This is a genomic window from Paraburkholderia sp. RL17-337-BIB-A, from assembly GCF_046025895.1.
Lineage (GTDB): Bacteria > Pseudomonadota > Gammaproteobacteria > Burkholderiales > Burkholderiaceae > Paraburkholderia > Paraburkholderia fungorum_C.
Map to the genome: position 1 here is coordinate 1,156,702 of NZ_JARESY010000003.1, position 12,173 is coordinate 1,168,874.

Genomic DNA, 12,173 nt, shown 5'->3' on the forward strand with positions numbered 1-12,173 from the left:
ACGGCCACTTCGGCAAAGGAACGAAAATGTCGGACAAGCATATTGCAACCGGGTTTGACGCTGACCTCAATCTGCTTTCAAGTAGGCTGCTCGAAATGGGCGGACTGGTAGAGTCGCAGATTGCGTGCTCGATGGATGCGCTCAATACCTTCGATATGGCTCTTGTTGAGCAGGTCATCGAGGGGGAACGCCGGCTTAACGCGATGGAGATAAAACTCGACGAAGAAGTTAGCAATATCATCGCTCGTCGACAACCGGCCGCCCGTGACCTGCGACTCTTGATGGCTACTTCTAAGTGCGTCACCAACCTCGAGCGCGCAGGCGATGAAGCCCGGAAGATTGCGAAACGGACGCGCCGCATCGCCAGCGAAGCGAACGCGCGAAGCGTCAACATCGCTGAAATCAAGCTTTCCGGAGAAATGGCTGCACGCATTCTTCGGAGAGCACTCGATGCATTTGCGCGGATGGATACCGTTGCAGCAGCAGCGATTGTCAGAGATGACGAAGCCATCGACAATGAGTTTCGAGCTTTTGTGCGCAAGCTCGCCACGTACATGACGGAAGACCCTCGAGCCATCTCAATGGGACTGGACTATCTGTTCATAGCCAAGGCCATCGAGCGCATTGGCGACCACGCGACTAATATAGCCGAGTCTGTTGTCTACGTTGTACGGGGCACTGACGTCCGTCATGTATCCCGAGAGCAGCTTGAGCGCGACGCCTTGGGTAAGTTAGGCTAGCGTCCTCACAGGAGCCAATCATTCGACCCGCTTCTATGGCTGTTCGCGCTTTGCTACGGGGCCGACAACGAAATGATGACAATCTTGAAGGGGCACGCGTCCTTTGTGGCTGAGCTCGCAGAATGTGAGAAAGAAGAAAATGTTGTCCTTGAGTTCGAGCCGAACCCCGCTCATGGCATGCTAGTCGTCTGTTTCCAGCCGCGTTGGTCCGCACAAGGCGAATCGAAACTGCTGTCAAGTGCGGCAATAACAGACGAGCCGCCGCTGGAGATTACGGTAGCAAGGCATCACCGGTGCATCATCCCTATTAAACCGGAAAATATAGGTGCTTGGCTCAACCCGGAAGCGTCGGACTTGGCGGCAATGTACGCGATACTTGATGACAGGGACCGGCCGTACTACGAGCATCGACTGGCTGCCTGACAGACTGTCACGTTCCAGCCAACCGGCGATGCGCCCGCAGAGCCAGCAGGAGCCGACGGCGGCAGTGGAATGCATCGTTGGCAAGCATGGTCTTCGTCATGCCATCCGTCGACTGCGCCTTCGCGGTCGACGCTTCGGAAACTACGAGGGGTGATTGTGACCGAAACAATTTCTAGACCGAAGTTATCGGTCAAACTCCTTCGTTTGCTCGGCCTCTTCAAACTTCTTGCCCAGACCTGTTGGCACGAGAATCAGAGACCGGTCCGTCGGGTCATACTTTTCGGCCAACGTGAACGCTTCAGAAATGATTGTTTGCACGTCCTGCCGCAGCATGGTCACGTCGAAGGGTAGATTTGCCGCGAATGGGTCCCAGTCGAAGCAGCCAACTACGGCAGACTTCCACGCGTCGGGCGACAACGTTGAGGTGAACTGGACCACCCCTTCAAACGCGGTAATCGAATTCATCAGCAAACCGGCTGGAAGTCGTCCAAGTTTTTCACAGCGAATTGTGAGTGCGCGTTTCGCAGCAGTGGCGTTGTACCCACAGCAGTCAATTGCATCTGCAGCAGGCGTCATTTGACGGGCTTTGAAAGCGTCTCTGAATCCTGCGATACGCATCTCGGTCGCATATTCATCCTCTACACCTCCTAGAAAGACCAACTCGTCTGGCGCCGCGCCGCGTGCCAGCAGCTTTTCAATCAGCACGTCCGTAATAGCTTGAGCGCCTTTGCGGTTATCGGAAACGACCGACGGCGCACCGTCTCCTGGCAAGTCCAGATTGATGGACGGGACACCCGCAGCCGAACAGAGCTCGTTTAGTGGTGTTGGGTTACGCACGCCGGCGATAAACAGCAGTTCAACCCGCTGCGAAAGGAGTGTTTCAATAACGCTCACCTCCACTACAGGGTCGCGCTGAGTGCCCACAACTATTGGGCAAAGTCCACGACTACGCGCCTGCTCCTCGAAGGTCTCGGCGAGTCCCGCAAAAAAACGGTTCCGATAATGGGGAAGAACCATACCCACCAAACCTGAGCGCGACAGCCGCAGTCCTCGAGCTTTCATGTTGACGTTATACCCAAGCTGGCGAGCGCTTTCGAGTATTCGGTTCGCCGTCTCCTCCTTGATTCGATAGCGGACCCAACTGCCGTTCAGCACCATGCTGACCGTAGCCGTCGAGGAACCTGTCGCCTTTGCGACGTCATAAATCGTGGACTTGCGTCCGGGGTTGCTGCTTGCCATCAAGTTGCTCCGAGGGCATTGCGCCGTTATGTCCCGAAAAGGTAGCCGTTTCCCGACAGTACCCAATACCAGGGTTTTTCCGGCTCGACCGGACTGCTAAATAGATTCAGCATACACCTACCCGAACTGCTAAATGGATTTAGCAACTTTTGCGAAACACGAAATCGGGCCTTTAACACTCATTTAGGGCGTCTGCGTGCCCAGGCGTCTCTACCGGAGGAGACATGTTCAAGAACATCATCCGCACTTTGGGTGCCGGCGCAGTCGCGCTCGCTTTGACGACCAATTTTGCGTCGGCCTCACCTGACAAACCGGTAATCGGTGTGGTTGTGAAGATTGGAGGTATTCCCTGGTTCAACGCCATGGAAGCGGGAATCAAGAAGCGCGCTGACCAGCTCGGCGTCAAGGCGTTCATGGTCGGGCCGACGAGCGCTGACCCTGCGCTTCAGGTGCGTGCCATCGAGGACCTGATTGCGCAGCATGTAGACGTCATCGGCGTCGTACCAAACGACGCACAGGTGCTGGAACCTGTTCTTCAGCGCGCCCGGGCAGCGGGTATCAAGGTCATCACGCACGAGTCCCCGAAGCAGCAGAACGCTGATTGGGATTTTGAACTGGCCTCGGTCAAGGGGTTTGGCGATGCTTACGGAAAACGCCTCGGCGAGGCGCTGGGCGGAAAAGGCGAATATGCAGTGTTCGTCGGGTCGCTGACTGTACCGCTGCATAACGCGTGGGCGGACGCGGCAAATGCCTATATCAAAGCCAACTATCCCGGGATGACCCTCGTTGGGGACCGTTACGGTGTCGCTGAAGACGTGGACGCGTCGCGCAAAACTGCGCTCGACCTGATGCGCGCCCATCCCAACCTGAAAGGCATCCTTGCGTTCGGCAGCCAGGGCCCGATTGGAGCAGCTCGCGCCGTTGCCGAGCAGCAGGCGAAAGGAAAGGTCCTGGTTCTCGGGCCGTTCTCGCCAGGACAAGGCCGAAAGCTCGTCCATGATGGCGTGCTGAGCGGCGGATACATGTGGAATCCAGAAGTCGCTGGCGAAGTGTTTGTAACGCTGGGTGTGATGCTCGTAAAGGGGCAGCCGATTAAAGACGGCACGAACATCCCTGGTCTGGGTGTTGTTCATCCCGATGGTCACAACCTGATTGTCGACAACCTGGTGGACCTCAACGCCAAAACCGTCGACGACCTCGCAAAGTTGGGCCTCTGACCGCAATCCTTTTGCCGAACGGGTGAGCGCGGCTGTAACGCCGCTCGCCTGGAAGTTACCGCTACGACGACTCATCTGGTCGCCAGCCGGTTGCGTGCAAGTACCATCGGAGCGTTTCCATGAGTCATCCAGCTTCCACCCATACCCTTGGTTCTCAGTTAGGGGTTGCGAACCCGGCATCGGCCGCGCTCGACGCGGACCGCGCGCCACTGCTCAAGCTCGAGAACATCTCCAAAATCTTCGGCGGCGTTAAGGCGCTGCGCGCCGTGAAGTTCGACGTCATGCCCGGCGAGGTCCTCTGTCTCGCTGGCGAGAATGGCTGCGGCAAGAGCACCATCATCAAGATTATCAGTGGGGTCTATCAGCCGGAACCGGGCGCAGTGATGCTCATGGATGGTGAGTCAATCGAAGGCCTGGACCCAGCGAGAGCCCGTGACCTCGGTATTCAGGTTATCTGGCAAGACCTGGCGCTTTTCCCCGAGATGACCGTCGCGGAAAACATCGCTTTCGAGCAGAACCTGGGGGCACGTCCGCGCATCGTTAGCTACGTGAAGATGAAGGATGCGGCACGCAGAATTCTTGAGCGGCTCGGCGTTTCCATCGACCTCAACCGTTCTGTTCGCTCGCTGTCAATCGCACAGCGCCAGGTCGTGGCAATCGCCCGGGCGCTTGTTCGCGACGCTCGTCTTGTCTTCATGGATGAGCCGACTGCTTCGCTCAGCCACGCCGAGACCGAAGCTCTGCTGAAAATTGTCCGGCGACTTTCTGCGGATGGCATTGCTGTGGTTTTCGTCAGCCATCGGCTCGCTGAAGTGCTGGATGTCTGCACTCGCGTGACCGTTTTCCGTGATGGACAGTATGTCGGCACGTTTCCCACCGAAGGGATGACACAAACCCGCCTCACTGAATTGATGACGGGCCGCACTTTCGACTACGAAGTACGCACGACAGACCTGACAAACGCGCCCGTTGTGCTCGAGGTACAGGGGCTGTCACGCGCCCGTCAATACCATGACGTGTCCTTCAAAGTGCGACGAGGCGAGATTCTTGGCGTTACGGGACGCCTTGGCGCAGGAAGAACGGAAGTCGCATTATCGCTTTTCGGAATGACGCGCCCAGGTGTGGGTTCCATCCTGCTAGACGGAAAAGCTCTTTCGGTACGCACAAATCGTGATGCCATCCGCGCAGGGATAGCCTACGTCTCTGAAGACCGTCTCCAACTCGGACTCGTACAACCGCAATCAATTGGCGACAACACGGTGGCGGCGGTACTCGACGACCTTCTGGACGGTACCCATCTCATCGCCGCCAAAAAACGAAACGCGTTGATTCAGGACTGGATTCAACAACTGGCCGTGAAAAGCGGGAAGCCGGACGATGCCGTCTCGACACTCTCGGGCGGTAACCAGCAGCGCATCGTGCTCGCCAAGTGGCTGGCAACAAACCCGAAGCTCCTGATTCTGGATTCGCCCACCGTAGGCGTCGACGTCGGCGCCCGGGCTGGCATTTTCGCCATCATTCACAAGCTCGCTTCTGAGGGAATGGCCATCTTGCTTATCTCGGACGAGATTCCGGAGGTCTACTTCAACTCCGACCGAATTCTGCACATGCGCGACGGACGCATTGTCAAAGAGTACGTGCCGGGAACGACAACGATGGAACAAATCGAGCGAGACGTCCATGCCTGATTTTCGCAAACTCGGAATCGGTTCGATTGAGGCCCTGCTGATTCTCGTTATCGCCATCATGGTGATTGGCCTCAGCCTTTCAACCTCGACATTTCTTACTCTGCCAAACCTGTTCGACCTGCTTAACCAGAGTTCCGTCAACATCATTTTCGCAGTCGGGCTGCTCGTCGTGCTGATTGCAGGCGGCATTGATATCTCATTCGCCGTCGGCGCATCGGTGGTTCAGTACCTCACAGCATTGACCGTGATGCGACTCGGTGGTGGCAACTGGGCGCTCGGCTTCATCGTGTCTGCATTCTTCGGGTTTCTGCTTGGCTCCGTCAACGCTACGATTATCTACAGGTTTCGCATCGTTTCGATTGTCGTGACTATTGCAACATTTAACGTCTTCTTCGGTGGGTTGATGTTTCTCACGGGTGGGGTCTCCATCTACGACCTGCCAGACTGGTGGACGGACAGAGTTTCCCTCATCCATTTCACCACCGCGAGTGGCAATGCGAACCTCGCACTGCCTGTGGCCGTGATGGTCGTCATGGTCATCGCAACCTGGTTTCTGCTGCGACGCACGACAACCGGCCGACAGCTCTACGCAATGGGCGACAACCCCGAGGCAGCGCGTCGCGTGGGAGTCAATATAGGCGCAATGCATTACATCGCCTTCGGCTGGCTCGGCATGATGGCCGGCATTGCCGGACTGATGCAAGCTCACTACGTGCAGGAAGTAGTTCCGAACGCGTTTTACGGACGTGAGCTGGATGTGCTCGCTGCCGTAGTGCTCGGTGGTGCAAGGTTAGGCGGCGGGCGCGGCACGATTCTCGGCGCCATCCTCGGCATCCTCCTGACGGCCATCACCGCCAACGGCTTGAACCTGCTGGGCATCTCGCCGTATGCGTTCAAGATGATTATCGGAGCCATCATTCTCATCGCCATTACCTTGTCGAGCGGCGGCTTCGCCAAGCTCGTCGGTGCGCGATTCACGTCACAAAGCGTAAAGGCCTCGTCATGAACACGTCTACATCTCATCGGTCGGCCACGCCGCTTGTGCCAGCAGACGTCGCCGGGTTGCTTGGATTTCTCGTCCTGGTCATGGCGGTCCTGAGTTTCGCATCAGACCGATTTTTCTCGGCGAGCACTTTCGTCTCGGTGGCGTTCCAGTTGCCGGAACTTGGCTTCTTTACGCTGGCCATGCTGATGCCCCTGATTTCCGGTGGGTTCAATCTCTCGGTGACTTTCACTGCGAACATTTCCGGCCTGGCGATGGCGTGGGTGCTTCGTACATACGGTGGAGCGGATGCGGGCGCAATGGCCATCATTCTCGGCATTGCTGCTGCGCTGGCCACGGGCGCCGCCGCTGGTTGGGTGATGGGCGCCGTCATCGCCCGCACAGGAGCGAGCCCAATCCTCGTCTCTTTGTCGATGATGATTTTCTTGCGCGGGCTGGGCGAATTCCTCACACGTGGAGGCGACATCTCTGGGTTCCCGCCGTTTGTGCGCGAAATGGGCAACGGAGTCTTCCTCGGCATACCCATTCCCTTGCTGATTTTTCTCGGCTGCGCATTACTTTGGCATGTCGTGATGACACGGTCGCGGCTAGGCTTCGCCACACGCATGATTGGGTCGAATCTTGAGGCGACGCGGTACTCCGGCATCCAGACAACGCGTGCGGTTACCCGAATCTACATGCTATCGGGGTTGATGTGCGGCGTTGCGGGCGTGGTGATGGCCGCCCAGTTCAATTCGGTTCGCGTGGGCCATGGCGAAGCATTTCTCCTCATCTCCGTGCTGGCCTGTTTCCTGGGACGCGTTGACCCGTTCGGTGGCTTCGGCCGCGTGGTACCGGTCGTCATCGCTCTCGTGATTCTCCAGGTCATTGCTTCCGGCCTCAATCTGCTCGGCGCCAATCAGCATCTGGCGACTGCTTTGTGGGGTGTCTTCCTGCTTGCTGTGATGCTCTTCCGTTGGGCGTGGGCGAACGGCATTTCGAAAACTTTGGTCCGCAGGCGCGTGACCGCAACTGAAGGAGTTACACAATGAACAAGCTCGGCGTACACGCACTGGTTTGGGCTGGCGACCTCACGCCGGAGTCGACGCGAAAGGTTTTGAGTTCGACGAAGGAAGCTGGCTTCGACCTCGCGGAACTTTCGCTGCATGGTCCGAAAGTTATGGACTTCGTCCTCACGCGAGACCTGCTGCAAGAGTTCGGGCTTGAAGTTGGTTGCTCCCGAGGCCTGACGTTCGAAGCAGACGTGTCGAGTGAAGATGCTGCGACGGTCGCTCGCGGGGTGGCGATGCTTGAGGAGGCAATCACTATCACCTCGGGAATTGGCGGCAAATATTTCGGCGGCATCCTGTACGGCGCGATGGCGAAATACAGCGCGCCGGTCACCAAAAAAGGCCGTCAGAACGCAATCGACTCCATCAAGCGCATCGCAGATTTTGCGCTCAGGAAGGACGTGAAGCTAGGCCTCGAAGTCGTCAATCGCTACGAAAGCAACCTGCTCAACACAGCATCTCAGGCATTGGCATTGATTGACGAAGTCGGCGCGCCAAACGTCGGTGTTCACCTCGATACGTATCACATGAACATCGAGGAATCCGACTTCATGCAGCCGGTTCTCCAGTGCGGCGACCGCCTTGCTTACGTCCATATCGGCGAGAGCAATCGCGGATACCTCGGCTCGGGGACCATCGATTTCTCGCAGTTCTTCCACGCGCTCGCGATGGTTAACTACAGAGGTGTTGTCACGTTCGAGAGCTTCTCGTCGACGGTCGTCAACGAACAACTGTCCAACGCTCTGGCTATCTGGCGCAACCTGTGGGACGACGGCATGGACCTGGCAAAGCATGCGCGAGAGTTCATGGCTGGCGGAATCAACGCCGCGGCAAAGGCGAAGGCGCATCACTGAACGCGTCGTGCACGTAGCGCGGCATCAGACGTGTCGGGATTTTGAAACATGGGCTGCAACGTGACGTCGGCGAGTGCAATGCACGCGCTCCCGACGCCTGAAAAAATATCGGGATGATGTCCATGATTGAAGACCGTTATTTGAGCCGGCTGCGCCAGTTGACCACTGGCGGACGTCGCCACATTCTCGGACTGGTCGGCGCGCCGGGAGCCGGCAAGTCGACCCTTTCCCAGGCAATCCTTGATGCCTTCTCTGGGAAAGTTGTGATCGTCCCGATGGACGGTTTTCATCTGGCGAACGTGGAGCTTGTACGCCTCGGTCTGGCATCCCGTAAAGGCGCCGAAGATACATTCGACAGCGCAGGCTATGTCGCGCTGTTGCGTCGGCTGCGCGAGCAGCGTGATGACGAAACGGTCTACGCACCTACTTTCCGCCGCGAGATAGAAGAGCCCATCGCCAACGCGATTCCGGTCGCGCCCGATACGCCGCTCGTCATCACCGAAGGCAACTACCTCCTGCTCGAACACGGCCACTGGAAGGATGTCCGGCCCCTGCTCGACGAAATCTGGTACGTCAACGTCGACTCGGCTCTGCGCCAGCAACGGCTCGTTAGCCGTCACATCAGCTTTGGTCGTGACGAGGGCGCAGCAAAACAATGGGTTGAGCAGACCGACGAGGTGAACGCACGGTTGATTGATGCCACGCGAGACCGGGCGGATGTCCAGTTCCACTGGTCATCGTAACGCGGGCCAGGCTGGACCGACGCGCAGAAGTTATTGCGCTGCGCGGCCGGTTGGGATGCGGATTTCTGGCGAAACTAACGAGACGACATGATGGACACAATCGAGCGCTGGAAGCTTGGCTGGGACTACGGCGAGGCGGAGGTCCAATCACTGGGTGGGATGCTCGCACCTGTGCGTTTTGACATCGGCGAAGGACGCTCTGTCTCTCCCATGCAGGTGGCCCCCTGGACCGATGACGGCCGCCAGCATGGACTTATGCGTGCGCTGCGCGGTGAATGGCCCTGTCTGCCGTTTGGGATGGTTGAAGCGCCTGCGGGCCTTCCCGCTGAGTTTGGCCATCGCGAGGCCAGTGACAGCTGGGTTCACGGGTATGGTGCAAATCACATGTGGACACTGTTAAAACAGACCGCCCACATGCTCATGCTTCAAATCGCGTATCCGGCCGACAGTGCAATTGAAAAACTTGAGCGTAAGGTCGAAGCGGACCCGAATACGCCCGCGTTGCTGGTTTCGCTTACCGTGCATGCCCGGCGCGACGTCGTGATGCCGTTCGCTCTGCATCCGACTTTCGCCATCCCCGACGGGGGCGTGGAGGTTATTGCCTGCGCCAGCCAGTCCATCTATAGCTATCCGGTCCCGCAGGAACCCGGCATTTCGCGGATTCTGCCGAACCGTGCGTTCGCGTCTCTGGCAGAAATCCCGACGACGAAGGGTTCGATGAACGCTTCTCGACTGCCATTGGCGGAAAGCACCGAAGAGCTGATGCAAATTTCCGGATGTGAACCACCTTTTATCTTGCGGTATCCGGGGGAGCGTGCGGAGGTGAGCCTCGACTGGAACGCCAGCGAGCTGCCCGATGCCTTGCTGTGGATTAGCAACGGTGGGCGAACTCACGAACCCTGGTCGGGACGACATTTCGCTGTGGGTGTCGAGCCAGCCAACAGCTTTTTTGACCTGGGTCGAGTGGTGATTCCTCCTGCCAGTCACCCGCTCGCCGACCGTTTCGGATTGGTTTTCAGAGCAGACACGCCGCGGACAATCACGTACCGGTTGTCGGCACGGGCACTGTGAAATTTAGTTCGCTTTCTTACGCTGTGGCGCGCGCCCCCTCTGGCCACGACGCTTGCAGACAAGAAGAGGCGTAGGGGGTTTAATCATGCCGCGCTCGAAATAGCGCCGACGTGACATCTGCGTCAGCCGCGATCTGCGCGACGGTGGTGGCGGCAATGCCGCGTTCGGCAAAGAGCCGCGTTGCGGTATCGAGAAGATGTTCTCGCACGTCGAAATCGTCGACCGCCGGGCGGCGACCAAGTGGCTTCGCGGGCGAGCGTTTCGCGTTCATTCACTCAGCCTAATTGATGAGTTAGTTAAATTCAAGGTCGCGTTTTGCCTTGTGTCATCTGGATCAGATCGGCGCTCAGGGCAATTGCATGAAACGTTACAGAGGGTTCCGGGATGCTTGTGAGCCATGCACCGACCGAATCGCGCCATGCCGTCCTGTTCACGCTCGATCGTCGCTGTGAGCCTCGCCAACATAGCATTCAGGGCATCGTCTGCCGGTGGCCGGTCGGACTCGTACGCCTATAACGGGTCGGCGACTGCCTCTCCAACGCCGTCGCACGGCGACAGCCGGCATGGGCTGCATCGCTCGCCGATAGCACCCGACCGGCTCGCACTGACGTCCACGCGAACAACCTGTCTTGCCTCCGGCGTTCCGGGCCGATAGTGCTGCTTGACCCAAAACGCAGCAGCGCGTCGCGGTGGGAAAAAATTGGCAAGCGCTAATTCGGAAAGGACAGTTTCCTGTGAGTCAACCGGTCGGCGACGCCAATGCGATAACACGATTTGATCGATGAGTGGCATGATCGTCTGTACGGACTGGCAGCACGCCCGGACTCCACGGTTCGGCCGACACAGCGGTCCAGCCCCATGCTTCCGTGCAACCGCCGTCCAGGCCGCCGCGATAAAATTGGCAATGCGGTAGCGATCGATTACGCCAGACCAATGGGATAAGAGTTATGGAATGGATGGACGCGCGACCCGTAGTGCCGGGCTACTATTGGGTGCGATTTACGGACGACCGAACGCCGAAGCAAACCATCGGGGAGGTCGCAGATGTGCCCGGGAACGGCTCACGGCAGTTAGTCGTGATCCTGCTGGGCGACGACGAGATCATGGAACTGGACGATTCGTTCTTTGACCGCGCACTGTTTGCTGGACCGATGGAACCGCCGTCGATGGAATGACCGCCGTAGCCGGACCGGCTGCCACTCCATCTGGAGAATCTCCGATCTTTGTGTAATTCGTGCCACCCGGCGCCGCGGCGTCGGGATTAGCGGAGTCGGGGGCGTACGGAAGGCCGAGCTCCTGCTCGACAAGCGCCCGGGCCATTTGCCAATACTCGTCGGCGCATCCTTCGAGGCTTCCGTCCTGTTGCCAGAGCTGATAGGCGCGCTCCCGGATTTTCTCGGCAAAAGTCAGATCGGACATGCGGTCGTTTCCATCCGGAGGGGAGCAGACACGAGTGGCTCCGGGCATCGCTAACCCGCGAGTATCTGCATCTTTGCAGCCGTGCTTTTTCATCGACGGTGACGCATCACGTCCCAACACTGACGAGGGTCCATCTGCCTGAGCATCCTGTGCCGTATCAGTTCGCGACGGTAGTGACTGGCAACCAGCAACGCGGCGAGGGCCAGCCCGAAAAACCCGACTGCAATTCCCACCAACGAGTCGTTCACGGAAGAGTCCTCGACTGAAGAACTGGATCACTTGGTCGGCGTCATTTGTCGTTAAGCACGCGAGCGGCGGCCTTGAGAAAAAGCCGACCGTCGTCGGTAACCAGAGGGCGTTGTTGACCGGATGCGAGTTGATCCAGTGTGACGAGCTGCCGTGCCAGAAGCGCTCCCAGATCTGCGCTGTCCAGACTCAGCGGATCCGGCGCATCCTTAAGCAGCATGAGGGTCGCGAATTCATGTGGACTGAGCATCTCCGTCTCCTGGCTACACCTGCGTTTCGCTGGCAACCTGATCCGATGTACTCTCTTTACGAGCAGGATCATTTCGGGGATGGCGGCCGCTGAGTGTTCTGTTCAGGTGGGTGCGTGTCGCGCCAAGGTGCCTATCTTAATATTGAGACGAGCTAAATATCAATATTTGGGAAATTTATTTTTTGGGCGTGTGAAGGCGTTGGGGCAGACGATGCCGCGCATCGCGTCCCA

12 protein-coding genes and 2 pseudogenes are annotated in these 12,173 nt (G+C 58.2%); 10 read left to right on the forward strand and 4 right to left on the reverse strand.

The window, feature by feature from the left end:
- Positions 1–26 precede the first annotated feature (26 nt).
- Entirely contained in the window at positions 27–740 is a 714-nt protein-coding gene (gene phoU / locus P0D84_RS43570) for a phosphate signaling complex protein PhoU (RefSeq protein ID WP_408349063.1), read from the forward strand.
- Positions 741–851: 111 nt separating this feature from the next.
- A pseudogene (locus tag P0D84_RS43575) lies at positions 852–1,163 on the forward strand (SOS response-associated peptidase family protein); the annotation flags it as partial.
- 183 nt (positions 1,164–1,346) lie between these two features.
- Here the strand turns inward: P0D84_RS43575 and P0D84_RS43580 are convergent.
- Positions 1,347–2,402, reverse strand: coding sequence for a LacI family DNA-binding transcriptional regulator (locus P0D84_RS43580; protein WP_408349066.1), 1,056 nt, complete (start codon positions 2,400–2,402; stop codon positions 1,347–1,349).
- 224 nt (positions 2,403–2,626) lie between these two features.
- Between P0D84_RS43580 and P0D84_RS43585 the strand changes: the two genes are divergently transcribed.
- The 7 genes from P0D84_RS43585 (at position 2,627) to P0D84_RS43615 (ending at position 10,027) form a co-directional block, all read left to right on the forward strand.
- Entirely contained in the window at positions 2,627–3,619 is a 993-nt protein-coding gene (locus P0D84_RS43585; RefSeq protein WP_408349069.1) for a substrate-binding domain-containing protein, read from the forward strand.
- Between the two features lie 119 nt (positions 3,620–3,738).
- Positions 3,739–5,307, forward strand: coding sequence for a sugar ABC transporter ATP-binding protein (locus P0D84_RS43590; RefSeq protein WP_408349072.1), 1,569 nt, complete (start codon positions 3,739–3,741; stop codon positions 5,305–5,307).
- Positions 5,300–6,313, forward strand: coding sequence for an ABC transporter permease (locus tag P0D84_RS43595; RefSeq protein ID WP_408349075.1), 1,014 nt, complete (start codon positions 5,300–5,302; stop codon positions 6,311–6,313). Before P0D84_RS43590 ends, P0D84_RS43595 begins: the two co-directional genes overlap by 8 nt.
- Complete coding sequence (locus P0D84_RS43600; protein ID WP_408349078.1) at positions 6,310–7,341, forward strand: ABC transporter permease; 1,032 nt, start codon at positions 6,310–6,312, stop codon at positions 7,339–7,341. The genes P0D84_RS43595 and P0D84_RS43600 overlap by 4 nt, the downstream gene beginning before the upstream one ends.
- Complete coding sequence (locus P0D84_RS43605) at positions 7,338–8,213, forward strand: sugar phosphate isomerase/epimerase family protein (RefSeq protein WP_408349081.1); 876 nt, start codon at positions 7,338–7,340, stop codon at positions 8,211–8,213. The genes P0D84_RS43600 and P0D84_RS43605 overlap by 4 nt, the downstream gene beginning before the upstream one ends.
- Before the next feature lie 122 nt (positions 8,214–8,335).
- Complete coding sequence (locus tag P0D84_RS43610; protein WP_408349084.1) at positions 8,336–8,956, forward strand: nucleoside/nucleotide kinase family protein; 621 nt, start codon at positions 8,336–8,338, stop codon at positions 8,954–8,956.
- An 87-nt stretch (positions 8,957–9,043) separates the two neighbouring features.
- Entirely contained in the window at positions 9,044–10,027 is a 984-nt protein-coding gene (locus P0D84_RS43615; RefSeq protein ID WP_408349087.1) for an aldose epimerase family protein, read from the forward strand.
- A gap of 100 nt (positions 10,028–10,127) precedes the next feature.
- Here P0D84_RS43615 and P0D84_RS43620 read toward each other — a convergent pair.
- Positions 10,128–10,298 (reverse strand): annotated as a pseudogene (locus P0D84_RS43620) (TetR family transcriptional regulator); the annotation flags it as partial.
- A gap of 676 nt (positions 10,299–10,974) precedes the next feature.
- On the opposite strand from P0D84_RS43620, the gene P0D84_RS43625 reads away from it, so the two are divergent.
- Positions 10,975–11,202: a hypothetical protein gene (locus P0D84_RS43625; RefSeq protein ID WP_408349899.1), complete on the forward strand. Its 228-nt coding sequence runs from the start codon at positions 10,975–10,977 to the stop codon at positions 11,200–11,202.
- On the opposite strand, the gene P0D84_RS43630 is transcribed toward P0D84_RS43625, so the two are convergent.
- Together P0D84_RS43630 and P0D84_RS43635 are read right to left on the reverse strand one after the other, a co-directional pair.
- The gene (locus P0D84_RS43630) at positions 11,129–11,539 is read right to left on the reverse strand and encodes a DUF2934 domain-containing protein (RefSeq protein ID WP_408349090.1); all 411 of its coding nucleotides are present in this window, start codon (positions 11,537–11,539) and stop codon (positions 11,129–11,131) included. The genes P0D84_RS43625 and P0D84_RS43630 overlap by 74 nt on opposite strands.
- Before the next feature lie 196 nt (positions 11,540–11,735).
- A complete protein-coding gene (locus tag P0D84_RS43635) occupies positions 11,736–11,942 on the reverse strand; it encodes a hypothetical protein (protein WP_408349093.1) in 207 nt (68 codons plus the stop codon).
- Positions 11,943–12,173: the final 231 nt, after the last annotated feature.